The 26126-nt window shown below is 62.6% G+C and carries 25 protein-coding genes; 21 read left to right on the forward strand and 4 right to left on the reverse strand.

All coding sequences use genetic code 11. From position 1 onward, the window contains the following. The 13 genes from GPA_RS08205 to fdhD all read left to right on the forward strand — a co-directional run. Window positions 1–991: XRE family transcriptional regulator (locus tag GPA_RS08205; RefSeq protein ID WP_231847608.1), on the forward strand; the 991-nt coding region annotated here is incomplete at its 5' end. A gap of 468 nt (window positions 992–1459) precedes the next feature. Continuing rightward, window positions 1460–3880: a molybdopterin-containing oxidoreductase family protein gene (locus tag GPA_RS08210; protein ID WP_049784073.1), complete on the forward strand. Its 2421-nt coding sequence runs from the start codon at window positions 1460–1462 to the stop codon at window positions 3878–3880. Further along, complete coding sequence (locus tag GPA_RS08215; protein ID WP_015539576.1) at window positions 3880–4404, forward strand: 4Fe-4S dicluster domain-containing protein; 525 nt, start codon at window positions 3880–3882, stop codon at window positions 4402–4404. The genes GPA_RS08210 and GPA_RS08215 overlap by 1 nt, the downstream gene beginning before the upstream one ends. Before the next feature lie 75 nt (window positions 4405–4479). Beyond that, window positions 4480–5457, forward strand: a complete 978-nt coding sequence (nrfD, locus tag GPA_RS08220) for an NrfD/PsrC family molybdoenzyme membrane anchor subunit (RefSeq protein ID WP_015539577.1) — start codon at window positions 4480–4482, stop codon at window positions 5455–5457. Between the two features lie 58 nt (window positions 5458–5515). Beyond that, on the forward strand, window positions 5516–6142 hold the full coding sequence (locus GPA_RS16780; RefSeq protein WP_049784075.1) for a TorD/DmsD family molecular chaperone: 627 nt from the start codon (window positions 5516–5518) through the stop codon (window positions 6140–6142). Window positions 6143–6325: 183 nt separating this feature from the next. Continuing rightward, a complete protein-coding gene (locus GPA_RS08230; protein WP_227155438.1) occupies window positions 6326–6724 on the forward strand; it encodes a GntR family transcriptional regulator in 399 nt (132 codons plus the stop codon). Window positions 6725–6747: 23 nt separating this feature from the next. Next, a complete protein-coding gene (locus GPA_RS08235; RefSeq protein WP_015539578.1) occupies window positions 6748–7671 on the forward strand; it encodes a slipin family protein in 924 nt (307 codons plus the stop codon). A 131-nt stretch (window positions 7672–7802) separates the two neighbouring features. After that, window positions 7803–8705 (forward strand): NrfD/PsrC family molybdoenzyme membrane anchor subunit, encoded by a 903-nt coding sequence (gene nrfD / locus GPA_RS08240; protein ID WP_041239326.1) that lies wholly within the window; start codon window positions 7803–7805, stop codon window positions 8703–8705. 47 nt (window positions 8706–8752) lie between these two features. Beyond that, complete coding sequence (locus GPA_RS08245) at window positions 8753–9184, forward strand: GntR family transcriptional regulator (RefSeq protein WP_015539579.1); 432 nt, start codon at window positions 8753–8755, stop codon at window positions 9182–9184. 45 nt (window positions 9185–9229) lie between these two features. Next, window positions 9230–10153, forward strand: a complete 924-nt coding sequence (locus GPA_RS08250; protein ID WP_015539580.1) for a slipin family protein — start codon at window positions 9230–9232, stop codon at window positions 10151–10153. A gap of 475 nt (window positions 10154–10628) precedes the next feature. Then, window positions 10629–13358, forward strand: coding sequence for a molybdopterin-dependent oxidoreductase (locus GPA_RS08255; protein WP_041240288.1), 2730 nt, complete (start codon window positions 10629–10631; stop codon window positions 13356–13358). Between the two features lie 14 nt (window positions 13359–13372). Further along, window positions 13373–13984 (forward strand): 4Fe-4S dicluster domain-containing protein, encoded by a 612-nt coding sequence (locus GPA_RS08260; RefSeq protein ID WP_041239328.1) that lies wholly within the window; start codon window positions 13373–13375, stop codon window positions 13982–13984. A gap of 125 nt (window positions 13985–14109) precedes the next feature. Next, window positions 14110–14910, forward strand: coding sequence for a formate dehydrogenase accessory sulfurtransferase FdhD (fdhD, locus tag GPA_RS08265; protein WP_167536624.1), 801 nt, complete (start codon window positions 14110–14112; stop codon window positions 14908–14910). A gap of 26 nt (window positions 14911–14936) precedes the next feature. Here the strand turns inward: fdhD and GPA_RS08270 are convergent, their stop codons facing one another. From GPA_RS08270 to GPA_RS08280, 3 genes are all read right to left on the reverse strand, one after another. Next, a complete protein-coding gene (locus GPA_RS08270) occupies window positions 14937–16208 on the reverse strand; it encodes a type II toxin-antitoxin system HipA family toxin (RefSeq protein WP_041240289.1) in 1272 nt (423 codons plus the stop codon). Between the two features lie 5 nt (window positions 16209–16213). Next, window positions 16214–16582 carry a helix-turn-helix transcriptional regulator gene (locus GPA_RS16785; RefSeq protein WP_015539583.1) on the reverse strand — a complete coding sequence of 123 codons (369 nt, stop codon included), beginning with the start codon at window positions 16580–16582 and terminating at the stop codon, window positions 16214–16216. 193 nt (window positions 16583–16775) lie between these two features. Beyond that, window positions 16776–18368 carry a DEAD/DEAH box helicase gene (locus GPA_RS08280; RefSeq protein WP_015539584.1) on the reverse strand — a complete coding sequence of 531 codons (1593 nt, stop codon included), beginning with the start codon at window positions 18366–18368 and terminating at the stop codon, window positions 16776–16778. 361 nt (window positions 18369–18729) lie between these two features. Between GPA_RS08280 and GPA_RS08285 the strand changes: the two genes are divergently transcribed. The 4 genes from GPA_RS08285 to GPA_RS08300 are packed head-to-tail and all read left to right on the forward strand — an operon-like array spanning window position 18730 to window position 22675. Then, the gene (locus tag GPA_RS08285; protein ID WP_015539585.1) at window positions 18730–19752 is read left to right on the forward strand and encodes a FecCD family ABC transporter permease; all 1023 of its coding nucleotides are present in this window, start codon (window positions 18730–18732) and stop codon (window positions 19750–19752) included. Next, a complete protein-coding gene (locus tag GPA_RS08290; RefSeq protein ID WP_015539586.1) occupies window positions 19749–20600 on the forward strand; it encodes an ABC transporter ATP-binding protein in 852 nt (283 codons plus the stop codon). Before GPA_RS08285 ends, GPA_RS08290 begins: the two co-directional genes overlap by 4 nt. Continuing rightward, complete coding sequence (locus GPA_RS08295; protein ID WP_015539587.1) at window positions 20600–21541, forward strand: Rossmann-like domain-containing protein; 942 nt, start codon at window positions 20600–20602, stop codon at window positions 21539–21541. Before GPA_RS08290 ends, GPA_RS08295 begins: the two co-directional genes overlap by 1 nt. A 54-nt stretch (window positions 21542–21595) precedes the next feature. Then, entirely contained in the window at window positions 21596–22675 is a 1080-nt protein-coding gene (locus tag GPA_RS08300) for an ABC transporter substrate-binding protein (RefSeq protein WP_114569104.1), read from the forward strand. 90 nt (window positions 22676–22765) lie between these two features. Here the strand turns inward: GPA_RS08300 and GPA_RS08305 are convergent, their stop codons facing one another. After that, window positions 22766–23434, reverse strand: a complete 669-nt coding sequence (locus tag GPA_RS08305) for a Crp/Fnr family transcriptional regulator (protein ID WP_041239329.1) — start codon at window positions 23432–23434, stop codon at window positions 22766–22768. Between the two features lie 140 nt (window positions 23435–23574). Here GPA_RS08305 and GPA_RS08310 point away from each other — a divergent pair, with 140 nt between their 5' ends. The 4 genes from GPA_RS08310 to GPA_RS19060 all read left to right on the forward strand — a co-directional run. After that, window positions 23575–24456: a nucleotide-binding protein gene (locus GPA_RS08310; protein WP_015539589.1), complete on the forward strand. Its 882-nt coding sequence runs from the start codon at window positions 23575–23577 to the stop codon at window positions 24454–24456. Continuing rightward, window positions 24446–24970, forward strand: coding sequence for a hypothetical protein (locus tag GPA_RS16790; RefSeq protein ID WP_049784076.1), 525 nt, complete (start codon window positions 24446–24448; stop codon window positions 24968–24970). The genes GPA_RS08310 and GPA_RS16790 overlap by 11 nt, the downstream gene beginning before the upstream one ends. Beyond that, a complete protein-coding gene (locus GPA_RS16795) occupies window positions 24967–25731 on the forward strand; it encodes a nitrogenase component 1 (RefSeq protein WP_231847698.1) in 765 nt (254 codons plus the stop codon). The genes GPA_RS16790 and GPA_RS16795 overlap by 4 nt, the downstream gene beginning before the upstream one ends. Before the next feature lie 6 nt (window positions 25732–25737). Continuing rightward, window positions 25738–26126 (forward strand): hypothetical protein (locus GPA_RS19060; RefSeq protein ID WP_041239330.1); only part of this gene is annotated, 389 nt, incomplete at its 3' end.

Raw genomic sequence — 26126 nt, forward strand, 5'->3', positions numbered from 1 at the left:
GCCGAAGCCGAGGCCGGGAACTGCTGCGTGTGCGGCCCCGTCGGCGGGAGAGGACGGCCCGGAAACGTCGACCTCCACCGAGGGGGGAGCGGGCGGCGCGGACGCTCCGGAGTCGGGGCCCGCCGACGGCAAGGAGTCGAAAGTGCGCATCGGGCTGGGCGGCATCCACGTGCTCGACGGCGACGACTACGTCCACGTTTCGTGGCGCGACGGCGTGCACGTGAAAGACTCCAAGAAGGGCGACGAGGTGCATGTGGGTTGGGACGGCATTCATGTGAAGGAGGGGTCCTCCGCGGACGTGCAGGGCGCGTGCGAGGGGGGCGCCGCCGAACCCGGCGCTGACGCGAAGAAGCCCGGCAGCCGCTGCACGCTTGAGGACGACGACGGCAGCCAGGTGGTCATCGACGGCGACGGCGTGGTCATCAACGGCGAGCACTTCGACAGCTGGCGCGACGCTCACGAGCGCTACGGCTACGGACACATCCACGAAGAACGCTGGAACGAGCCCTGCGGCTACACGGTGAACGGCGAGCGCTTCGACACGCTCGACGACGCGAAGGCCAAGTATGGCCCGGAGGTGGGCCGCACCATCCCCGTGCGCAAGCACTACCTGCGCGCGTTCGAGAAGGAGTGGGTGAAGTTTCCCTATCCGCTGGTGATAATCGTGGTGTACCTGCTGCTGGGCATCTTGAACGGCGCATGGGGCATGGGGCTGTTCCTGTTCCTGACCATCCCCGTGTACTATATGGTGGGCCACGCCATCGGCCGCCGCCGCATCGCACCGCTCGTGGAAGGCGCGTACCCCATCGCCGTCACGGCGTGGTTCTGCTACATGGCGTTCGTGCTGAACCAGCCGCATCCCGCGTGGGTGGCGTTCCTCACCATCCCGTTGGTGGAATGGCTCGCGCACAGCCTGTCGCGCTGGTGGCGCGGACGTAAGCGCGAGCGCGCGGCCGCGAAGAACGCTCCCATCGACGTAGAGCCGCAGTAGGGGAAGAGTACGGCCTGCGCTCGGGGCGTTTGCCGGTTATTTTTAACCCGGGGCGGTTTGGACGCGGCCCCGGGTTTTTCTCTGCCCTCTTCCATAATTCGCCTCATCCGATCGGGCATTACATGATTCTGCTTGTATTTATTCTCAAAATAGGATAGCACGACTCCTTAATAAAACCATTAAACTATGGTACTATGACAATAGTTCAATCAGACAACTAAGTGAGCCGGGGGAGGGCTCGGGGGAGTTGGTCTTATGAGAGTGAGCTATTAGTCCCATCGATCGCATCCGATCGTCGAATCAACGCGAAAACGCAGATTGCGGCCTCCTTGGCCGGATGGATTCGTGCGCGGATTCCTAACCTCTGCGCGTCGTGCTTTATCGGATGCGCGTTATCCACTTCAAGGCGAGCAGCCTGCACGAAGGGAGTGCGGGCAAGCAAATAAGACGAAGGACAGGAGGAAGGGCATGAAACAGGAGGGGAAGCTGACGAGGCGCGCGTTCCTGCAGGGAACGGCCGCTTTGGGTGCGATGGCTGCATTGTCTGGCTGTGCAAGCCAAGAGGCACTCAAGCCAAGCCCGGCCGGCGAGGCCGGTGTCGCATCGGGTGAGGTGGAAGTGCGCCACGCTTGGTGCCAAATGTGCGGTCCGGCTCGCACACACTGCTCCACATTGTGCTACATCAAGGATGGCCGCTGGACAAATGTTGAAGGAAATCCCGAGGCAGGGAACAACTGGGGTAGAGGCAGTCGCAGCCTCTGTGCAAAGGGGAATGCGGCCATGGCGGTGCTCTATGCTCCCGGCCGCATTCTGTATCCTATGAAGCGTACCGGCGAAAAGGGCGAAGGCAAGTTTGAGCGTTGCAGCTGGGATGAGGCCATGGATGCTATCGCTAGTAAGCTGCTTGAGCAGAAGGAGCAGTACGGGGCAAAGTCATATGGCGTGCTCTCTCCTCAGTTCTACGCAGTTCTTGGTACGATGGGACGTCGTTTTCTGAATGTACATGGCAGCCCAAACTACATGCATAGTGCTATTTGCAACTCGCAGCGCATGTTCTCGCGCTTGGTGACCATAGGCGGTCCGAAGCATGCTCAAGCTACGGATACAGCTCCTGGACAATTGGGCAAGACGAAGCTTCTGGTGGTATGGGGCTACAACAGCGAAAACTCCGCAATCAACCAGGGCAATCCGTATGCTCGCCTCAATGCCATCGAAAAGGGTCTCAAGGTCATCGATATCCGTCCGATGCAGGACGGCCTGGCCTCGAAGGCGGATATATGGGTTCCGGTTCGTCCTGGCACGGACGGCGCGCTCGCTATGGCCATTTTGAACGTCATCATCGGAGAAGGCCTGTACGATCATGACTTCGTAGAGAACTGGTGCAACGGCTTTGACAAGCTGGCCGAACATATGAAGCAGTACACGCCCGAGTGGGCTTCCCCCATTACAGGAATTCCCATTGAGCAGATTTATGAGATCGCCCGCTTGATGGGCACCGTGAAGCCTATGGGCATCAATATCGGCAATGGCATTGGTGACCAGCAAAACGACGGTCACTGGACAGTCGCCTGCGCCTGCCTCATCGAGGCTATTACCGGTAACTTGGGCATTGCCGGAGGCGGGAGTGCCGGTATGGTGGCGCCTCCCTCTCTTGTTAAGACGAAGGGCATTGATATCCTTTCTGACAGGCTTCCCAAAAGTAAGGAAGACGAGGAGAAGGGGTACATGGCAGGTGTTGCCGATCTCGTGGGCCCCGAGACGCCGCGTTGGTTCCAGACCATGGCGACGCAGGAGTCTGGTCCTACAACAGCCTATTACAAAGGGCTCATGAGCATTTTGACGGAAGATCCGTATCCGCTCCGCTGTATCTTCGGCCAATCGTCGAACCCTCTCTCCGCCACGCGCTCACCCAAGAAGGTGGAGGAAGCCCTCAAGAAGCTCGACTTCTATGTGGTCATGGACACGCAGTGGAACTCGTCATGCGACTATGCTGACTACGTGCTGCCGGCTTGCACGAACTACGAAAGCAGTTACCAGTTCGGCACGAAGAACAGCGCTGCCGGTACGTTCGTCGCCATTAACCAGAAGATCGCCGAGCCTATGGGGGAGTCGCGCTCTGACTGGGAGTATTACCTGGACTTGGCCGTGCGCATGGGCTACGGCGAGGATTTCTGGAACGGTGACATGGATGCTTGCCTGCGCGAGCAGCTTGATGGTTCGGGCATCACGCTTGAGGAGCTGCGCGTTGCCAATAAGGGTATCTTCGTAGAGCGTACTGATGGCGCAAAGCCGACGGAACCGGTCTACCAAGATTATGCCAAGATGTTTGCCAGCCTTCCGAATGGTAAGGTCCAATGCTACAACGAATGGATCGGCAACAAGCCGAACTGTGATGATACCGGAGAAATATCGCCCTTACCTGTGTACCATGGGCCGGCTGAGAGCATTGCGGGTACGCCTGATATAGCGAAAGAGTACCCTCTGGTCATCTCCGACGTGCATGCGTATCGCCTGTGCAACCACAGCTATTACGTCGACGTCCCCTATCTTCGCGAGCTGCAGCCCTATCCCTGGGTGAAGATCAACCCGTCTACTGCGAAGCAGTATGGTATCGAAGACGGCGACTGGGTGAAGATTGAATCGCGTCATGGTTGGGTAAAAATGGTCGCACGGTATCTGGAGAGCATCGCTCCGGATGTGCTCATGTCTCGTCGAGGTTGGTGGCAGCCTTGTGAAGAGCTCGATCTGCCTGGTTACGAGCATCTGGATGGTGGCAGTGAGATCAACGTGCTGTACGATGCCGAGCTGAAGAACTTCGACCCGTTCAACTCCGCCATGTCTAAGCAGACGCTCGTGAAGATCAGCAAGCTCGAGGGAGGGGATGAATAATGGCCAAGCAATACGGGTTCTACATGGACACCGAGCGCTGCATCAAGTGCTGGGCGTGCGAGGTGGCCTGCAAGCAATGGAACGGCATCGAGGCGGGGACCATCGCACGCCGCAAGGTGCATGAGGTGGAGAGCGGCACGTTCCCGAACGTCACGCGCACGTTCGTTTCAATGTCGTGCATGCACTGCGGAGAGCCGGCCTGTGCAAAGGTGTGCCCGGCAGGTGCTATCACTAAGCGCGGCGAGGACGGCATCGTAGTGGTGGACAAGGAGAAGTGCATCGGGTGCCACTACTGCTTCTTCGCCTGCCCGTTCGGCGTGCCGCAGTACACCGACGCCGGCATGGACAAGTGCGACTGCTGCATCGGCAATGGCGTGGAGCCGGGCGACACGCCACACTGCGTGGCCACGTGCCCGACGCAGGCGCTGCAGTTCGGCACCATGGACGAGCTGGCCGCGAAGGTGGGCGACAAGAAGGCCAAGCAGATGGCGGCCGACGCGAAGCCCTCGGTCGTCGTGTCGTGAAAATGCGATGCCGGGAGCGCGGGGCCGCGTGCCCCGAGGCGCTCCCGGCCGACATGACGGAAAGGAGGAACGACCATGGTTGAGTTGCAGACGACCTGGAGTTGGCTGCCGGCGATATACCTGTTTCTCGGCGGTTTGGGCGCAGGCGCGTTTCTGACGGTGTCCGTTCTGCGCCTGGCGAAGCCGGGACGGTTCAAGAAGACCGTGACGGGCGGCGTGTGGACGGCTGTGGCGGCGCTGGCCATCGGATTGCTGGCGCTCGTGTCCGAGGTGGAGAAGCCCTTCCAGGCTATGATCCTGTTCAAGAGCTTCGTGAACGGTTCGTCGTGGATGACGGTGGGTGCGTGGCTTCTGTTGGTTACGTTCGTCGTGTTCGTGCTGAGCGCGCTGTTCACCACCGACAAGATAGCCGACTGGCTGGGCTCGGCGTGCAAGCCCCTCGGGCGGGCTCGCGCCGGCATCAACAAGGTGCTCGCGGTGATTGGGATACCGCTCGCGCTTGCAGTGGCGGTGTACACCGGCGTGCTCCTGGGCGCGGCGCCCGCTATCCCCCTGTGGGGAACGTGGCTGCTGCCGGCGCTGTTCACCGTATCGGCGCTCGATACGGGCGTGGCGGCTGTGTCTATCTTCGCGGCTGCGATGGATCGCGATGAGGGTATCGAGCGTGTGCGTGCGACGTTGGAGAAGGCGGTCATCGGCCTGGTGGTGTTGGAGGCCGTGGTGCTGGCGGCGTTTGTGCTGACCATGCAGGGCGCCGGCGCCGACGAGGCCCGGGCGATCGGGCTGCTCACAGAGGGCGCGCTAGGCGTGCAGTTCTGGCTGCTCGTGGTGGCCGTGGGGCTTGGGTGCCCGCTCATCGCGGCTATCACCCAGCTTGTGGCGTCGAGACAGAAGGGCAAGGTTGGCCCTGCTGTGCCGGTGGGAGGAGCCGCGTGCGCGCTCGTCGGTGGGTTCACGCTGCGCTTCGTTGTGCTGGCTGCCGGCCTGCATGCCGCACTCGTCAGTCCGGCGGCGCTGCAGGCAGCGCAGGGCGCGCTGATGCTGATTTCGTAGACGATTGTTGAATGGGGGCGCCCGCCTCGGCGGGCGCCCCGCGAGGGGGAGGGTGATCATGGACGCATGTGAACGCATTGCCGAGGTCGAGGCTCGAGAACTTACATACTCGCTCCTGTCTCGCCTGTTCTTGGAAGAGGTTTCGGAGGACTTTCTCTCGCGACTTGCCGAGGAGTCGCTTCCGCTTGAGGGCGAACTCGGGCGCTATGCGGCCGAGCTTCCAGGGGCGGATTTAGCGGCGTTGCGCGCGGAAGCGGCGGCCGAATTCGCGGCGCTGTTGCTGAATATGTCGGCCGACCCCGTGTTCCCGTATGAGTCGGTGTATACAAGTGCCGAGCATCTGCTTATGCAGCGATCGCGCGATGAAGTGCTTGCTGCGTATAGATCGCAGGGATTTGAGCGCTCGGGCGAACTGAACGTTCCCGAGGATCACGTCGGTATTGAGCTGGAGTTCATGGCGCGTCTGTGTTGTAAGGAGGCTGAAGCGCTGGCTGCTAACGATGGGGCTGGAGTCGATGCGGCGCGTGTTGCGCAGCAGGATTTTCTGCGCGACCACCTGCTGGTTTGGATTCCGCAACTCTGTGATGATCTGGAGAAGCGCGCGAAGCCGGGCTTGTACCGTGGCCTAGTCGAGACGGCACGTCAATTCCTTGTGTTCGAGCGCGAGGAATTGGGTGTCGGGTAAGGGCGATGTTCCGCCTCAACAGCTGACGTCTACTCGCGGGTCCCGCGCGGTCGGCCTTCCCTCCCTCCCGGGCTGGCCGCGTGTGGGGCTTCATGCGCTTTGCGACCCTGCGCGGCAGGCGGGGCCGAGAATGCTATCATATGACGATACTACTTGGCGAATGAAGGTGGGGACTATCCGAGCGTGAGTGCCGCCAACCAAACCGTGCAGATTACCATCGACAGCGACAGCGGTATCCCGCTGTGGCTCCAGTTGCGCAATCGCCTGATCTATCTGATTGCCTCGGGCAGGTTCCAGGCGGGCGACAAGCTGCCGACGGTGCGCGAGCTAGCCGTTGACCTGGGCATCAACTACAACACGGTAAGCAAAGTGTACCAGGATATCGAGCGTGACGGCTACATCGTTTCAAAACGCGGCAAGGGCACGTTCGTGGCAGACCAAGGGCCCGCCCAGGCAGAAGAGGCCAAGACCGAAGTTGATTTTCTGACCGACGAGTTCATACGCCAGTGCAGGGAGCTGGGCGTTCCGCGTCACGATATAGCCGACGTGCTGCAGCGAAGGCTGGCGGCGGCAGCCGAATAGCAAGACGTTCGAGGGGAGCAGCGATGGGTTTGTTCAGACGGTCGAAGGGCGAAGCAGAGGCTGACGCCTCCCGCAAGGTGGCCGAGACCGAGCTCGAGGCCAACGACGCCTCCCGCGGAGGCGTTTACCTGTTCTTTCTGGCTATGTTCGCCGCAGGGTTCCTCGCGGTGCTCTTCGCGACGTTCGCGTGGGTGTCGCCGCTGACCATCGCCGCATCTGTGGTGGCCGGGTTCGTGCTGGCCACGTCGGTGCGGGTGGCGCCCCATTGGGAGCGCGTGGCTATCCTGCGTTTCGGCAAGTTCAACCGCATAGCCGGCCCAGGGCTGTACTGCTGCATCCCGTTTGCGGAGTACGCGGCCATCCACGTGGACCAACGCATCATGACAGCCTCGTTCTCCGCCGAAGCCGCGCTCACAGCCGACCTCGTGCCGGTGGACGTGGACGCCATCCTGTTCTGGATGGTGTGGGATGCCGAGAAGGCGTGCCTGGAGGTGGAGAACTACCCGAAGGCCGTGCTGCGTTCGGCCCAGACGGCCATGCGCGACGTCATCGGCCAGCTCAACCTGGCCGACATATCCCTGCGTCGCAAGCAGATCGATCGCGACCTCGAGGATATCCTCGGCAAGAAGTGCGAGCAGTGGGGCGTGACCGTCATGTCGGTTGAGATCCGCGACATCATGATCCCCAAGGAGTTGCAGGACGCGCTGTCGAAGGAGGCCCAGGCCGAGCGCGAGCGCAACGCCCGCATCATCCTGGCCGAGGTGGAGAAGGACATCTCCGAGATGTTCGTGGAGGCTGCCGAGGTGTACGACCGCAACCCCCGCGCCATGAAGCTGCGCGCCATGAACCTGGCCTACGAGGGCGCCAAGGACTCGAAGGGCGTGCTGCTCGCGCCCAGCGCGCTGGCGGACGGCTTCAACGTGGGGCAGGTAGGCGGGGGAGAGTAGGACCTGCGCAGCCCGTCGTCGCTGCGGATTTCCAAAAGGTGTATTCGCCAACTGTCCTAGTATCATAGGTCACTGCTTCATGCTATGATGTCGACAGCGTGTCGACGTGGCAGGATAGGGGGCTTAAGGACGTGGCCAGCTCGTACATCGCGTGGTACCTGTTCTTGGCGGGCGCAGGCGGCGGCGCCTTCGTCATCGGCGCCTTCGTCGACCTGGCACTCCGCTTCAAGGATCCTGCCTGTCTGGCACGTGTGAGTTCTGTGACCGACGCGGGTCTGGTGGCTGGCCCGGCGCTCGTTGCGCTCGGCAGCGTATTCCTCGTTCTCGACCTGGGTGCACCCGAGCGGGCGTTCGCGGTGTTCCTGTCGCCGGTTACGAGTGTGCTTGGGTTCGGCGCCTGGTCCGTCGCTGTGTTCTGCTTCGCGGCGGTCGGGGCGCTCGTGATGGGTATCGTGCAGGACACCCGCACAGGACGTGCCGTTGAGTTCGTTTTGCAGGTTGTCGCCATGGCGGCCGCGTTGTGCGTCATAGGGTATTCGGGCGTGTTCTTGTCGCTGTGGCCAGCCGTACCGTTCCTCAATACTCCGTTCGTGCCGGTGCTGTTCACGGCCTCGGCCCTGGCAACGGGTGCCGCGGTGCTCATCGTGGTGGGCTTCTGCCGCCAGAATCGTCCCGAGGTCGAGGAGGGTCTTGGCGGGCTCGTGATGCTCGACCTTATGCTCGTCGTGGTGGAGGCCGGGGTGCTTGCGGCGTTCTTGCTGGCGAGCGCGCAGGCGGGAGATGCGGTAGGAGCGTCGGCCGATGCGCTTATGACGGGCCGTTTCGCCGGCGCGTTCTGGCTGGGGGCGGTGGGACTCGGGTTGGCCGCTCCCTTCGTGGTAGACGTGGCCAGCCGGCGATCCTTCGATCCGCTTGTGCTCGCCATAGGATCGTGCTGCACGCTGGCGGGCGGCATCTGCCTGCGCTACGTACTGCTTTTGGCCGCCGTCCGGTTCAACCTGGTGGGGATGACCCCGCTGCCGTTTTGGTTGTGAGTGTTTTTCATGGGAGGGCACGCGTGCATGGTACCATGGAGATTGCTATGACCGACACGATCATCGACAAGGACGTCGCTATGGACGCCATGGGCCAGTTTCAAGTGGACGATAACAGCGACATTCCCATCTGGATTCAGATCCGCAAACGCCTCGTATACCTTATTCGCTCCGGCAAGCTTGACGAGAACGAGCGCCTTCCCTCCGTGCGGGAGCTCTCCGTGCAGCTCGGGGTCAACTACAACACCATTAACAAGGTGTACCAGGACCTTGAGCGCGACGGGTTCATCTTCACGCGGCGCGGCAAGGGTTCCTACGTGGCCGAACGCACGGCGTACGAGGCGCTGGACATCGACGACGAGGTGGAGGCGCTTGCAACGGATTTGGTGGGCCGCGCTTTCGAGAAGGGCATGGAGGCGGACGACCTCGTCGATTTGGTACGGGAGAAGATCGTGCAGCTCACGGGGCGGGCCCGGTAGGCGGGGCCGCAGGCGCCGCCGCGGGCGGCAGGAGGGGTTGGTCATATGCGCAGCAGGAAGCAGGCCGAGGGTGCCAAGGTGCCCGCAGCGGGGCGCCGGGCGCCCGAATTCTCGGGTCCCAAGGCGAAGAAGACGTCGAGAAACGGCGTGTATGCATTCTCTTTCACGGTATTCGCGGTGGTGTTCTGCCTGGTGATTGCTCTTTTCAGCTCCATGCTGTCCGTGCTGGTGGTCTTGGGCGCGGCCGTTGTCGCCACACTCGCCACCTTGAGCGTGCGCGTGGCACCCCAATGGGAGCGTGTGGTGGTGCTCAGGCTGGGTAAGTTCAGTCGCGTGGCCGGACCGGGGCCTTATTTCGTCATCCCTATTATCGAGCACGTTGCCGCTCGTGTCGACCAGCGCATCATCACCACGGCGTTTGTGGCCGAGGAGGCGCTCACGGCAGACCTCGTGCCACTCGACATCGACGCCGTGCTGTTCTGGATGGTGTGGAATCCGAAGGATGCGTGCGTGGAGGTGGAGGATTACTCGTCGGCCATCTGGTGGGCCGCCCAGACGGCTTTACGTGACGCGGTGGGCCGCATTAACCTCGCGGAGGTGGCCACGCGTCGCGCGCAGATCGACCATGAGGTCAAAGAAATTCTCGACGAGAAGACGCGCACCTGGGGCATTACCGTGGTGTCAGTGGAGATTCGAGACATTGCCATCCCGCCCGATTTGCAGGACGCGATGTCGAAAGAGGCCCAGGCCGAGCGCGAGCGCAACGCACGCCTGCTCTTGGCGGAGATAGAGAAGGACATCTCCGAGATGTTCGTGGAGGCTGCCGAGGTGTACGAGGGCAGCGACAAGGCGCTCCAACTGCGCACCATGAGCCTGATCTACGAGAGCGTGAAAGACAAGGGCGGCTTGGTCATCGCGCCGAGCGCTTTTGGCGAGGCATTCAACAATATCGAGAAGTTCCTCAAGTGAGTTTGGCTTAAGCGCCCTGGCTGCCGCGATGCCGACGTCGATGGATGTTGCCTTCGGCTTCCTTGTCCTGAAGGGAGCACGGGGGCTACTGACCGATGTTGCAAGTGTTGCAGATAGACCGCTATAAGAAGATAGAATAATCAATCTGATTGACTGTCATAGTAGATCATGATACTCTGACACCAATGAAACTGGCGTATGTTCGCCGGGGGAGGGGGTACCATGGGCGAGGTCTTCATCTCTTACTAGCAGAATTCCAACGACTAATTTCAAAAGTGCAAATCGGGGTACTGCCTCGGTTGAATTCGCACATGCTCATCCGGCCAAATGGTTCGCCCGGTGGCCGGTGGGCGAAGTGCTGCCAAGTGTTGACCTGCGAGAACGCTAGGAGAAAGGATGGTGGGCGAAAGGGCGCTGCAGGTGCGCCCCGGCAACGAGCAATGTGAGCGATGTAGAGGAGGACGAGGAGGAAGCGATGAGCAAGGAGAGCGTGAGCATCAGTCGCCGCGGCTTCGTGGCGGGAGCGGGTGCGGCGGCGTTGGGCGCCGGTATGGCTGGCACGATTGCCGGTTGCGCGCCGAAAGGTGAGAAAAAGCCGGACGAGGCGTCATTGTCGGTTCAGCAAGCCTACGATCCGGAAGCCGGGGAATGGATTCCTACGACATGCAACATGTGCTTCAACAACTGCTCGATCAAGGCGCGCGTCATCGATGGCGTGGTGGTGGAGTTGACGGGGAATCCTGACAGCTCAATCGGTCGTGGACATATCTGCGGCAAGGGCGCTGCGGGCATCATGCAGCTCTATGATCCCAACCGTGTGACCAAGCCCTTGAAGCGAACCAATCCCAAGAAGGGCTTCGACGAGGATCCGGGTTGGGAGGAGATCAGCTGGGACGAGGCCTACGAACTGGTGGACAAACATGTGAAGGAGGCTATCGAGCGCAGCGGCCCTCACGCCGTTACCGGCATGTCCATGGTGGCTAGCCAGATAGGTTCGCTTGTGCGTCACACGGCGCTTGGCGTGATCTACGGCAATGCCGAGGGCAGTTGCTCGGACATCTGCGGTGCGGGCGTCCATCAGCTCGAATACTTTTTTACCGGAACAGGCAATGCACGTCCCGACTACACCAACTGCAACTACGTCATCCAGTTCGGAACCAATGCTGGAACGGCCACGCGACATGGTTTCAATATGACTGTCGAGCCGTTTGCCGAGCGTCGCAAGAATGGGTTGCGCCATGTGGTTTTCGATCCCCATATGGGCGCTGCGGGAGAAAAGGCGGATCTTTGGGTGCCTCTGCGTCCCGGTACCGATGCTGCCGTTGCCCTTGCTATTGCCTATGTGCTTGTGCATGAGGAGAATCTCATTGATAGGGAGTTTCTCACGAACCGAACCAACGGTCCTTCTCTCGTTGACTTGGAAACCAAGCGTATCGTCTTCGACGAGAAGACGGGGCATTCGCTTTATATGGACGCTGACGGCGCGGCAAAACCCTACGACCAATGCAGTGCGCCTCAGCTTGAGGGCTCTTTCGAGGTAGACGGCAAGCAATGTTCCACGGGTTTTACCCTGTACAAAGAGCATCTAAGGACTTATACCCCCGAGTACCAAGAGGGGATAACCACGGTGCCTGCCGCTACGGTTCGCCAGATTGCCAAAGAGCTCGGAGAGGCGGCCTGTATCGGGCAGACCACCCAGATCGACGGGGTGACGTTGCCCTACCGACCTGCGGCCGTGGATGCATTTTCCGGCATCACGCGCCACAAACATGCTTTTCTTACCTGTTGGGCTGTGTTCAGCTTGAATAACCTTATCGGCGCGACGAACGCGGTCGGTGGGTTCTGCGGCTTCGATCCCATCTGCAATGGTTGGACAGACAGCAATCCGAATATGTCGTGGCGTCCCGGACTGTGGGAGCCCGAGGGTCTCATCGACTGTGCAGGGCTCTTGCTCGCGTTCCCCAACTCCTACTATAAGAAGGTTTACGAGAGTGACTATACGCCCACAACCATGGGCATGATGGAGCTGCAGCCCATCTCCGAGGACAACCACTTCGAGCATATCGCCCAAGCGCATCCTGATCTGTACCACACGCAAGCGGCCGAGGTGGCTCTCTGCTACGCGTGCAATCCTATCAAGTGGTGGGGCAACTACGATGAGCAGGCCGAGATATTCAAGGGCTACCAGTACGTGGTGGGCATCGATATGTTTCTGAACGAGTCGTCCTATTTCTACGATGTGTTCCTGCCCGAGTGCTGCTATCTTGAGCGCACCGAGCCGCTGCCGCACGCCTCAGGCAACCATCGCGTCATCGGTGGTTTGGAGAATCCATGGACCGTGCCCGTGTGGCAGAAAGTTGTCGAGCCGAAGGACGGAGCGCCGTCGAGCTGGGAGCTTTTTAGCGAGCTCGCCAGTCGTGCCGGTAAGAACGCCGAGTTCATTGCAACGCTCAACGGCATGTTCCGCGTTAAGGACGAGTACTCCGTGCCGCTCGATCAGAAGCTTGACGTAGAGGCCTTTGCCGACTCTATTCTGAAATCAAACATTGACGAGAAGCACGACTTCGCATGGCTTAAGGAGCATGCGGTGTACGATCATCCGCGAACGGTGGACGAAGTGTACATCTGGGCGAACGGTGATCCAGGACGCGTGCCCCTTTACTTTGACTTCATGCTGGAAGCGAAGGGAAAGGTAGAGGCTAAGGCGGCTGAACTGGGCATACCATGGGAGACCGAGGACTATCAGGCTCTGCCCGATTGGAAGCCCGGCTGTGGGCATGAGGTGGTCGATCCCGCCTTCGACATTTTGCCCGTGTATTACACCGACGCTATCAATACCGACTCGTGGCTCATGGAGAACCCTTACATCAATGAGATCAACGAGGCCAATCCCTATGGTTACACCATCGAGATCAACGCCGCTACGGCTGCGGCGAAGGGGCTTGCCACCGGCGACAAGGTGCGGCTCGTCACTACCGAAGGCGTATCGGTTGAGGGGGTGCTGGCCACGTCTGAGGGCGTGCACGCAGAGTGTGTGGCCGTCATCGGTGGACATTGGGGCTCTAAGTCGGCCTATATGCCCAATGCGAAGGACAAGGGAGTTCCTGTGGTGCATCTTGTTCCCGGTCAGACTCCTGACCGCATGGACCATGTGTGTTCGGCGTTCGACCAGTGCGTCCGCATCAAAATCGAGAAGATCGCGTAGAGGAGGTGAGAACCATGACGTACGGAATGCTTATCGATTTGAAGAAATGCGTCGGTTGCCATGCGTGTGCGGTGGCCTGCAAGGAAGCGCATGGAACGCCTCCTGCTGTGATGAGGTCGCATGTGGAGCGTGCGTTCGAGGGAACGTACCCTCAAGCGGTGAAGCATGTTGTGCCCATGTTGTGCATGCATTGCGAAAATGCACCGTGTATCGCGGCCTGTGCCGTGGAGGGTGCTACGTACAAGCGCGATGACGGTATCGTGATGATCGACAAGGAGAAGTGCATCGGTTGCAAGGCGTGCATTACGGCCTGCCCCTATGCGGCCCGGTACTATGTCGAGAGCGAGGGCGGCTATTTCGGTTCCGAGCTCAATGAGTACGAGGCTCTTATGTATCCCACCATGCCCAAAGGCTCGGTCGACAAGTGCACATTCTGCGTCGAGCGAATCGATGCTGGCAAGGGCGAGGTGCAAGCGTGCGTGGCTGCCTGCCCGGCCGGCGCGCGCGTGTTCGGTGACTTGGAAGAGCTCAAGAAGCAGGCTGTAGAGAAGGATGGCTTCCAGCTTTTGCCCGAAGAGGGCACGAACCCGGCCGTGTGGTATGTGCCGAACGTGAGGAACGAGTAAGAGAGACCTACTCCCTTCCCTCCCTGGGGCGGCAGGCATCGTGGCTGGTTTGCCGCCCTACTGTAGGGAAACGACGATGGTGACGGAGAGGGGGATGCGCGATGAGGCACGTGAGCAATGCGATCATGGAGGTTTCCCGATCGCGAGAGAACGCGCATGCGGTGTTGCTCGTGGAGCGTTTCGACGGCGGGCGGTTCGCCGAGCGGCCCGACTTCGTCGTGCAGGAAGTGAGCATCGAGGTGTTCTTGGACGGTCGCCCGACCTTTCGCGGCACCTGCTCTCCGTGGGATGTCGAAGACCTCGTGGTGGGGCGCCTGTTCTTGGAGGGCGCTATCGTCGAGATGGACGACGTCGTGTCGATTGAGGTCGATTTGGAGGGCGGGCGTGTTGATGTGCTCACCCGCCCGCGTGGCCGTCGGATCGGGGACGGGTGCGTCATCGTGCCATTTGGCAGCCTGCCGGGGCGTGCTCCGGCAGGCGTGCCGGTCGCGGCGCGCCCGCTGTCCGACATGCAGGTGGCGGCTGCCACGGTGAACGCTGCCATCGCGCTGTTGGAGCGCCAGTCGCTCTTGTTCAGGAAAACGGGCGGTGTGCACAGTGCTGCTTTGGCCGACATGCGTGGTCGCGTGCTGGCTTGGCGCGAGGATATCGGCCGACACAGCGCCTTGGATAAGCTCGTCGGCTGGTGCGTGTGCTCTGGCGAGCGTGCGGCCGAGTGTATGGTGCTGTTCAGTGGGCGTGTGCCGCTAGAGATCGTGGCGAGAGTGGCCGCGCTCGGCTGTCCTCTTGTAGTGTCGCCCGGAGCTCCTACAAACCTCTCCATCGAGCTTGCCGAGCGAAGCGGCCTTACCCTTGTCGGTTTCGCCAAGCATGGTCGCTTCAACGTGTATTCCCACCCCGAGCGTATTGTGGAATGGGAGAGGTGAGGCTTCCGAGGTTGACGAAGCCTTTTTCAAAGCCGATTGAGCGTTGCCTTGCAGAGTTCCACCAGCGGGCGCTCCAGATGCTCGCGTAACTCGTCGGCTCCTGGAGCAGCCTGCGCGTCGTCGAAAGCGCCATCAAGGTTGTCCAGCACGTCTTGGGCGAGTTCCGCCATGAGCTCCACGCAGGCGGCTTCGCCGAGGCCGAAGCGCGAGAGGTCATTGGCCTGGGCATAGCGCTTGAGGGCGTTTCGCGAGGTGTGGCCAACCCTGTTCTCGCCTCCGATACTCATCGCCAGACGCGCTTTGCGTCGCAGCTCGTCGTAGGCGAGGCCGGAGGCGACGTCGTAAAGAGGGGCCACAAGGGCATCGCGTCCAGTGCCGAGTAGCAGCGAGAAGTTCTTAGCATGGGCATCCGGCGCTCCGATGAGGCAGTTGAAGAACAGCATCGCGGTGAATAGGTGGACGTTTCTCGCTGCTTGCGTGGTCGAGCTTATGACGCGGATGATGTCCGACGCTCCCGGACCTCCGTATTCGGGGTACTTGTTCTCGGGGAGTATGCCGAGTATCTGGCAGAAATCTTCCTGATGGAGACGCACGATGCGGCCGTCCGGCGCCTTCACGCGGTCATAGCGCTCGATAACGATAGCGGGCTCGCCCTCGAACACTTCGTAGCTTGTGTTTGCGGCGGGAAGGCCGCACCGGCTGGCAAGACGCATGCAGACGAACTCGTTCAGGGCCTGCAGGCGGAAGCCATGCACGCCGTTTTTGAAGATGTGGGTCGTTGGCGCTGAGCCATGGCAGGCGAACCATCGGCCGTCATGGCGTGCGAGTGCGAATTTTCCCTGGTTGCCGCCAAGGGACCAATGCTCGTGCGTGCCGAGCCACGAGTCTTCACGGTGTTCGCGCAAGGTGGCGAGTCGCCGCGCGATGGTTTCGTCATCAATGGGCTCGAGCTTCTCCTGACGTGTGGCGAGGATTGCGGTCTCGCAGGGTTTGCAGAACTGCACGGCGCCCGGGCAGTCGAGGCCAATATTCTCCAACAGGGAAAAGGGGTTGTCGCTTCGCACATCGAACTCGAGGCCGATGTTCCTGCGCACGCTCCTGTCGTCCGGCAGCAGCCCGAAAAGGAATGGCTGCACGACGCGATGGGGGAACGTGCGGTTGGACACGGGCATGGAGAACGACAGCGGGATGCCATCGTAATCAAGATCGTAGCGGAAGCTGATCTGGCCGCTGCTGCCTTGTGCGAGCTCTCCGGCAGGCTGGCCGCAGATGAAGACGAGCAGAGATGCTTCGGCCATGTCGGTCACCGCCCTTCTTGCGCATAAGCCGCTTGGCGCAAGGCCGCTCGAGCTATGTCGTCGTAGGCGTCTTGGTAGGACGGCTTCCGGTCATCTTCCACCAGCGGCGCGTGTGCGGTTTGGGCTGCGGGCCGCTGGCCCTCTTCCGGCTCCGACGGCCACGCGATCGATATCGTCATGCCGAGCGCTTCGAGAATACGGAGTGCCTTGTCGAAGGCGATGCCATCGGCATCGCCCATTTCCAAGCTCGTAATAAGCCGTCGCGATACCTGAGCCGCCTCGGCGAGGCTGGCTTGGGAGAGACCAAGCTGCAAGCGTCTTTTCCGCACGGCTTGGCCGAGGCGACGGGGAAGCCCGATGACGTCTGAGGGCATGGGATCCTCCTTGCGTGGTCGGAATGCATTCGTTGTTTATGCGCATTATACTGCACATAGAGAAAAGCGCAATATTTTGCTCATTACGATATGCGCACTATGTTGCGCATTTTGCGGGGCAGCTTTGCCTGCAAAACGAGGACGAGCCGCGTCGGCGGTTCGTCCTCGTTAGCGTGCGCGTTTTGCTGTGTTCTTAGAACCGCTCGGCGGCCTCGTGCTTCTCGCTCTTGGCGAAGCGGCTGTAGTCGTAGCCGCCGGTGCCGTTGCCCTTCTTGGAGCGCTGCTTCTTCGCGGGCTTGCCGCCCTCGCGGTACGGCTTGTCGAAGCTCTTCTCGCCGCGGGCGGAGGCGGGCTTGCCGGAGCGGTCGGAGCGCTTGCCCGGCTTGCCGGCATTCGCGCGGTCGAAGCCGCCCTTGCCGGAGCGCGGGGCCTCGGCACGCTCGAAGCGCTTGCTTCCCTTGGACTCGCCGCCTTCGGCAGCGTAGCTTTTGCCGGCCGGCTTGCCGTCCTTGCGGTCGTCGGACTTGCGGTAGCCGCCCTTGCCGGCGGGCTTGCCGTACGACTTGCCCGCAGAGCGCTTGCCGTAGGGCTTCGAGCCGCCGCTCTTGGAGCCGCCCTGGCGCGCGCCGCCCTTCTTCTGCTTCAGCAGCGTCGGGTCAAGCTCGTAGGTTTCCAGCTCCATGAACGGGATGTCCTTGCCGATCAGGCGCTCGATGTCGCGCAGCGTGCGGCTGGTCTCGCGGGTGACGAACGAGATGGCGTAACCCTTCTCGCCCGCGCGGCCCGTGCGGCCGATGCGGTGCACGTAGTCCTCGGGCATGTCGGGCAGGTCGAAGTTGATCACATGGTCCACGTCGGGCACGTCGATGCCGCGCGCCAGCACGTCGGTGGCCACGAGGATGGACGTCTTGCCGCGGCGGAAGTTCTCCAGCGCACGACGGCGGGCGCCCTGGCTCTTGTCCGAGTGGATGGACTCGGCGCGGAAGCCGGCGTCGCACAGCGCCTCGGCGCAGTCCTCGGTGCGGTTCTTCGTGCGGGCGAACACGATGATGCGCTCAGAGCCCTTCTCGCGCAGCACGGCCTCCAAGAGCTCGGGCTTGTTGAAGTTCTTGATGGGCATCATGAACTGCTCCACCGTCTTGGCCGTCTCGCCGTTGCGGGCGATCTCGACCATGGCGGGGTCGTTCAGAAGCGAGCCCAGGTTCTTCTGGATGGACTGGTCGATGGTGGCCGAGAACAGAAGCGTCTGGCGGCACTCGGGCGTGGCGTCCACGATGGTGGTCACGTCGGGCAGAAAGCCCATGTCCAGCATGCGGTCGGCCTCGTCCAGCACGAGCACCTCCACGCTGGACAGGTTCACCACGCCGCGCTTCATGAGGTCCTTCAGGCGCCCGGGCGTGGCGATGAGCACGTCGGTGCCGCCGCGCAGCTCCTTGATCTGGGGGCCGTAGGGCGTGCCGCCGAACACCGTGGTGGTGAAGTGGCGGGTCTGGCGCGAGATCTGCATGCACGTGCGGGCGATCTGCTGGGCGAGCTCGCGGGTGGGGCTCACCACCAGCACGCGCGGGGCGCGGTTGCGGCCCTTCACGCGGGGAAGCGTGCTCAAGATGGGCAGCAGGAACGCGGCCGTCTTGCCGGTGCCGGTGGAGGCGGCGGCGATGAGGTCGCGGCCTTCCAGAACCAGCGGGATAGCCTGCTCCTGGACAGGCGTGGGGTTCTCGTAGCCCAGCTTCTCCACCGCCGCGAGGGCGTCTTTGGACAAGCCGAGGTCGGCGAATTTCGTCATAAGGGTATTCCGTTTCTCTTCGACGGGCGTCCGCCTCTGCGGAACCGCTCCGTGGTCGCACCCGCTCCAGCGGCGTGCCTTGCGCTTGACTCGAGCCGCTTTCTGCATCCGTGAGCGTCATCAGCGTGCGCAAAAGAGAAACAAGAAAGAATTTCGTGCAAAGCGATTTACCAGTATGGGGGTTCGCGGGGTATGCGGCGATGGGAATCTGGCGAAAGCCCCGGTTGTGCGCGAAACTCCACAAATGGCGAAGGGGTCGAGCCGTGTCGAAAAATTTCTCGGTTCGTGGCTTTTCCAACAGATTATTCCGAAATAAATATTATTCTCATACTAGTATATATTTTGGAGAAGCAAGGGGACTATGGCTTCGAAACGTTCGTCAGCGGGAGCGATCGTCATCGCGGTGGCCGTGATGGTCGTGTTGTTCTTCGGTTCGTTCATGGTCGGGCAGTATCCCATCGATCCGGTGGGGGTTGTCGAGATCATCGGCGCCCAGCTGTTCGGCTTCGACTGCTCGCAAAGCGACATGGCCCAGACCATTGTGTGGAAAGTGCGCCTGCCTCGCATCTGTGCCGCGCTGCTGGTGGGCGCGGCGCTTTCCATTGCCGGCGCCGTGTACCAAGGGCTTTTCAAGAACCCCATGGTTTCGCCCGACATATTGGGCGCCTCGTCGGGCGCGGGATTCGGCGCGGCGCTGGCCATCCTTTTGTCGCTTCCCTATGCGTTCATCCAGGTGAACGCATTCGCGTTCGGCATCGTGGCCGTGGGGCTGGCCTACTTCGTGTGCCAGCGCGTCAGCCGTGGCAAGGATGCCATTCTCATGCTGGTGCTGGGCGGCATGATAGTGTCCACGCTGTTCTCGTCGTTCATCACGTTGACGAAGTATGTGGCCGATCCTGACAGCAAGCTGCCCGAGATCACGTACTGGCTCATGGGCAGCCTGTCCACGGTGAACCTTCAAGACATCTTGTTCTTGCTGCCGCCCCTTCTCATCGGCATCGCACCTTTGGCCTTCCTACGCTGGCAGCTTAACGCCATGGCTTTCGGCGACGAGGAGGCGCAGGCCATGGGTTTGAACGTGAAGCGGCTGCGCGGGCTGTTCATCCTGTGCGCGACGCTGCTCACGGCGGCTTCGGTGGCCATCGCCGGCATGATAGGGTGGATAGGGCTCATTATCCCGCATATGGCCCGGTTCATCGTGGGGCCGAACTGCAAGGTGCTCCTGCCCATGTCGTTCTTGGTGGGCGGCAGCTTCCTCTTGCTGGTGGACAACGTGGCGCGCAACCTGTTCACCGTCGAGATCCCGCTGGGCATTCTCACGTCCATTATCGGCGCGCCGTTCTTCTTCTACCTGTTGCTGAAGAGAAAGAAGGAACAGCTATGATCTTGGAGGCACGCGGCGTATGCGCCGGGTACCGCGACGTCGGCATCGTGCACGACGTGAGCTTCGAGCTGGAGAGCGGGGAGGTGCTGTGCCTGCTGGGACCTAACGGCGTGGGGAAGACGACGCTGTTCAAGTCGCTTCTGGGCTTCATCCCGTTCTCGGCAGGCGGGCTGTATGTGGACGGGCGCGCGGTGGACCACCGCCGCCGGAAGGAGACGGCCTTGCTCATCGGCTACGTGCCCCAGGTGCACGAGCCGCCGTTTCCGTTCGTGGTCATCGATGTGGTGGTCATGGGTTCCATCGCGCGGACCGATGCGTTCGCGGGGCCGGGACGCGACGCGTTCGACGAAGCCGACGAGCTGCTGGAGCTGCTGGGCATAGCGTATCTGCGCAACCGTGTGTACACCGAGATCAGCGGCGGAGAGCGGCAAATGGTGCTCATCGCCCGCGCGCTCATGCAGAACCCGTCGTTCCTCATGATGGACGAGCCTACGTCCAGCCTGGACTTCGGCAACCAGATGCGGGTGCTCGCGCAGATCTGCGCGCTCGCCCATCGCGGCGTGGGGATCATCATGACGTCGCACTTCCCCGACCATGCGTTCCTGTGCTGCGACAAGGCGGCCGTCATGAGCCGCACGAGCCCGTTTCGCGTGGCGGATGTGGGCGACATCGTGTGCGAGGAGACTTTGGAGGAGGCGTACGGCATTCCCGTGAAGGTGGCGTCCCTCGATGTGCCGGAGCATCCCGACGGGACGGTGACCACGTGCGTGCCGCTGTTGAAGACGAAGGCGCATCCGTGTCCGTGCGGGGAAGAGGGCTTGTTCGGCGTTGACGGGAGGGTACGGTGATGTGCGGCAAGCCGAACGGCTTCGTGGCAGCAGACGCGCCTCGTAGCTTGCATGAGCTGATAGAGGAAACGCTGCGCATCACCTGCGCAGATGGTCTGATACCTACCGTGAGGCGCTTGTGTTTCGGTGCGCGGTGGGCCGTAGTTGAGCTGTCGGATGGACGCGCGGGGCGTGCGTTCACGTTCAACGGCCAGCATGCGGTGTATGGGGCGCTCGACTTCGAGTACATGAGGAGCCTGCAGAGCTTAACGGGCGTGCATGCGGACGATGCGGTGGCGCAGTTATTGGACGAGGGCGTGTGTGGGATTACCCCGGGGGCGGCCGATGATGCGGCGTATTGCTCGCTTCGCCGCAGCGTGGCGCTGGCGGTTGCGAATGCGCTTTCGTGCGAGGTGAATGCACCCGAGGCGCTGGCTGAGCGCGGCTTTGCCGTCTCGGATCCGTTCGACCGGTCGTTTTTACGTTCCGACGACGCCGTGGTGCTGGTGGGTGCGGGCATGCTGCTGCGGGAGGCGGCCGCCATGTGCGCCTCGCTCGACGTGGTGGACCTGCGTCCGCGTGCCGCGCTGCAGAGCGTGCTCCTGGATGCCGATGGCGTGCACACCGGTCCGGGCACGGTGCGGTTCCATGGCGTGGAGGATACCGCGGCGCTTGTCGCGCAGGCCGATGTCGTGGGTATAACGGGATGCGCGCTGGAGAACGACAGCCTGTTCGACATCGCCCGCCTGCCGCGGCGCGCGCGGGAGTTCGTGGTGTTCGGGCCGTCCGCGCAAGCGCCGATGGAGTTGTTCGCCGCTCTGGGTGCAACACGCGTCCTGGCGAGCCGCATTGTGGATGCGGATGCCCTTATCGAGGGCATGTTGGAGGCCTTCGACGCCGCCGGACCGCGCAGCGCGACCGAAGGCTCTGTGGTGACCATGCCCGAGCAGGGCAGGGAGTAACGGCGTGCGCCCGTAGGTTCGTCCGCGGGCGCGGGAGGAAAGGATGCATTGTCGATGAGTCAGAACATGAACCTGCTCACGCGTAGGCGCTTCGTCGAGCTGCTGGCTGCGGCCGGCGTGGCTGCGACGGGCACTATGGCGTTGGGCGGCTGCGCGCAGCAGGAAGAGGGACCGAAGCCGGCCGACGGCCAGGCCCCCGAGACGGTCTCGGGTACCGTCGTGGACGCGAAGGGCAACGAGTTCGCCATCCCCGAGAGCGTGGAGCGCATTGCCATCACGTGCAACGGCGGCACCACCCACGAGGTGGCCATCTTCGGCGCGGCGGACAAGATCGTGGCACAGCCCTCCATGAAGAAGTTCCCGCAGCTGCTGAAAATGTACCCGCAGTTCAACGACGTGGTGAACGCCGGCTCGTTCGATGACCTCAATATCGAGGCCCTGGTGGCAACCGAGCCTGACGTGGCGCTTGTGGGCGTGAGCTCCGACAAGGGCAACGCGCAGATCGCCGAAGTGGGAATCCCCACCTACGTCATGCTCATCGGATGGGCGGCCATCGATACGCTCAAGCAGGAGTTCCTGAACGTGGGCAAGATCCTCGGCAACGAGGAGAAGGCGCAACGGCTGGTCGACCACTGGAATGCCACGCTGGGCGATTTGGAGAAGAAGGTTGCGAAGATACCTGCGGGCGACCGCAAAAAGGTATATTACCTAAGCGGCGCCGACATCACGAAGGCGAACACCGGCGACTGGGGCCGCACGTGGATCAATGCGATAGGCGCCGACTTCGCCGTGCCCGAGGCCGATCTCAACGGCGACGTGACTGTGGAGAAGGCGCTCGAATGGGATCCGGATGTCATCGTCGTGCAGGGCGGCAGCAATCTCGACGAGCTCTACGGCGCCGAGCAGGTGCAGGATCTCAAGGCCATCAAGAACAAGCAGGTATTCTCCATCCCCATCGGCGGCTTTTGGTGGGATCGCCCGAGCCCCGAGGCGACGCTCGGCTTCTTGTGGCTGGCCCAGACGGTGTATCCCGAGTATAGGGGGGACGTCGATCTGGCGGCAGAGACCAAGGACTTCTTCAAGGAGTTCTACGGCTACGATCTCTCCGACGACGAGTACGCGTCGTTCTTCTAAGCGTTCCCCTTCCCTGGAACGGCCCCGGGTGCTGTGCCGAAGCCGCCGCACCGCCCGGGGCGCAAGCAGCTGCGGGGACGCGGGAGGCGGCTACGGCAGGCGGTGGAGCTCGAAATGCTTGCGGGAGAAGGTGAGGTAGCCGTCTTTCTGGAGGCGGCTCAGCTCGTGGGAAAGGGCGCTGCGCTCCACGTAGAGCGCGTCGGCGAGTTCTTGCCGGGTGTAGGGGATGTCGAATGCGGAGCTGCCGTGGAGCGCTGCCTGGTCGGATAGGTAGGCAAGTACCTTCTCGCGCGTGGAGCGGTTCGATACGATGCCCAGCTTGCCCAGTAAATCGGCGTTCATCTGCAGGGTGATGCGGGCCAGGTTCTCGCGGATACGGTTGACGTGCACCATGCAGCACGGCTTGGCTTCCACATGCCGCTCGAGGTTGAACTGCAGCAGCGTGCACGGGCTGCTGGCAACGACGTCGGCGGGCAAAGGGAGGTTCAGCTTGAAGAACTGCTCGGCTGCGAGTACCGAGCCGGCGGCGTATTCGCCCAAGATGGGGCGGTTGCCCCAGTAGTCGTTGCTCACAAGCTGGGCGCGCCCCTCGCAGAGGTAGCCGGTGCTGCGCTGCGTCTCGCCGCGGCCCAGGATGCGCTCGCGTTTGCTGAACGTGGCAAGCGTCGCATTGAGGCAGGAGAGCACATGGGGGACCTTCTCGACCGGAACGCCTTCGAACAGCGGGAGGTCGGCGGTGAGGGCGGCAAGGTCGGACACGGGGGCAGCTCCTTCGGCTTTTGGTGGTAAAACCAACTGAAATTATCCTGGTTCCTGCATTATCTTACTTCAAGGATTAATAAGAGGCAAGAATGGCTCGGTATTTCGCAGGGAAGCGCACGGGGAAGGGATGGGACGCGATGTTGAGAATCGCGGTGTACGGAAAAGGCGGCATCGGGAAGTCGACGACGGTGTCCAACCTGGCGGCCGTGTTGGCGCTGCGGGGGTACACGGTCATGCAGATCGGGTGCGATCCGAAGGCTGACTCCACGTACGTGCTCATGCACGGCGAGCGCATTCCCTCGGTGCTCGACCTCATGCGGAAGACGGCGAACCCCACGCTCGAGGACGCCGTGCACCGCGGTTTCGCAGGCGTGCTGTGCGTGGAGGCGGGCGGGCCGACACCGGGAACGGGATGCGCGGGGCGCGGTGTCATCACGGCGTTCGAGCAGCTTGCCGCGCTGCACGCCTACGAGGAGCTCGCGCCGGATATCGTGCTGTACGACGTGCTGGGAGATGTGGTGTGCGGCGGCTTCTCGCTGCCGCTGCGCGGCGAGCGCTCCGACGTGGTGTACGTGGTCACGTCGGGCGAGATGATGTCGATGTATGCGGCTTCGAACATCGCGCAGGCCCTTGAGCGGTTCAAGGCGCGCGACTACGCGCGCTTCGGAGGCCTGGTGCTGAACCGGCGCGACGTGGCCGATGAGCGCGCACTGGTTGAGAGTCTGGCAGACGAGCTGGGGACGGGCATTGTGGCCGATGTTCCGCGCTCGGCAGACGTCCACGCGTGCGAGCAGGAAACGCTCACGGTGGTCGAGGGCGCCCCTGCAAGCGCGGCGGCGCGTGCCTATGGGGCCTTGGCCGATGCCGTGCTGGACGAGGCGGGATTGCCCCGCGCGAAGGCGGGAATCGCAGGGGGGCCGAGCGAGAAGGCTGCCGTGCCGACGTCGAATGCGAAGGCGGCCGCTGCGGCGGCGTTTGCGGGCGGGCCCAAGGCAGAGGGGGTCAGCCGTGGCCTCTGACCTGTCGTACTTCATCCCGCACCACGGCCGTCCCAAGGTGTCGCTGTGCATTCCGGAGAGCTTCAACCTGTACGTGTGCCCTCCCTCCTGCGTGCGGCGCGTGTCGATCCGTGCGCTGCGCAACGACACGCGCGGGGCGATGGGCTTTCTGTTCCTCACCGAGGCCGACGTGGCCACCGGCGCGTACGAGCACGCCGTTGCCGAGGCTGTCGCCGAGGCGCTTACAACGCTCGAACGGCCTCCGCGTGCGTTCTTCATCCATCTGAACTGTATCGATGACTTTCTCGGCACTGATGAGGACGCCCTGCTCGACGAGCTGCGCGCACGGTTCCCGGGCCTCGGATTCGCCGTGGTGCACATGAACCCCATTGCCGCCGACCGGGGGCTGTCCACGGGGCTGCGCATCCACGATAGGCTCTACAGCATGCTTCAGCCAACGTCGCACCGCGATAGCGCCGTGAACCTCGTGGGGACGTTCGCCGATATCGGGGCGACTGCGAGTTGTTCGAGGTGATGCGGGCCTGGGGCGTGCGCGAGGTGCGCCAGCTTTTCTCGTGCGCGGACTTCGAGGCGTACCGGCGGCTGGCGTCAAGCCGGCTGAACGTGGTGTTGGCGCACATCGGCTCGTATGCGGCGGAGAACATGGAGAGGCGCCTGGGCATTCCGCGCGTCGACGCGCCGGTGTCCTACGACTTGGACGAGATAGGGCGGCAGTACCGCGCGATCGGCTCAGCGCTTGGACAGGCCGGCGGGGTGGTCGATGGGACGTGCTCGCAAGAGGGTCGGGCGTTCGAGGGGCGCCAGGCACCGTCATCGGCGGCCGATGACGAGGCGGCCCGCCTGCTTGCGCAGGCCGAGGGTGCGGCGTGGGATGCGGTCGCGCGTGCGCGCGAGGCTTTGGGCGACACGCCGGTCATCGTGGACTCCTCTGCCGCCATGCGCCCGTTCGCGTTGGCGAAGGCGTTGGCGGGTTACGGGTTCTCCGTGTGCGCCGTGTTCGCGTTGCATGAGAAGGACGACGACGCCGAGGAGCGTGCCTGGGTTGCCGCGCAGGTGCCCGGCATTGCCGTCGTGCGTGGCGAGAGCTACGAGGGCATCCTCGATCTGGGGCTGCCCGCCGACGCCGTGTGCATCGGCTTCGACTGCGCCTACCTGCTGAAGGCGCGGCGCTTCGTGGACGTGCAGAAGGACGAGGGCTTGTTCGGATACCAGGCCGTGCGGCGGCTCATGCGGCTGATGGAAGCCGCACTCGACGGCGATACGGTTTGGGAGTGATGCGCTATGGCCCGATTGTCCCTGTTCCTGCCCTCGTTCGCCGCCGACTACTCCGGCGTGTGCTCGTGCCTGTTCGACCTCGATGCCCTGGTGGTGGTGGCTGACGCTGCATGTTGCACGCGCAACTACATCGACTACGACGAGCCGCGCTGGTCGCGCGGCAAGACCACCACGCTGTGCGCGCAACTGCGCACTTTGGACGTGGTCATGGGCGACGAGGCCAAGACCGTGGCGAAGGTGGCCGCCGCGGCGCGCGAGCTGGAGCCGCGCATGGTGGCGCTGCTGGGGTCGCCGGTGCCGGCCATCACCGGCATGGACTTCCGCGGCATGGCGCATGACATCGAAGACGCGACGGGCGTGCCGGCGCTCGGCTTCGCCACCACGGGCTTCGCCAC

The sequence above is a fragment of the Gordonibacter pamelaeae 7-10-1-b genome (assembly GCF_000210055.1).
Classification (GTDB): domain Bacteria; phylum Actinomycetota; class Coriobacteriia; order Coriobacteriales; family Eggerthellaceae; genus Gordonibacter; species Gordonibacter pamelaeae.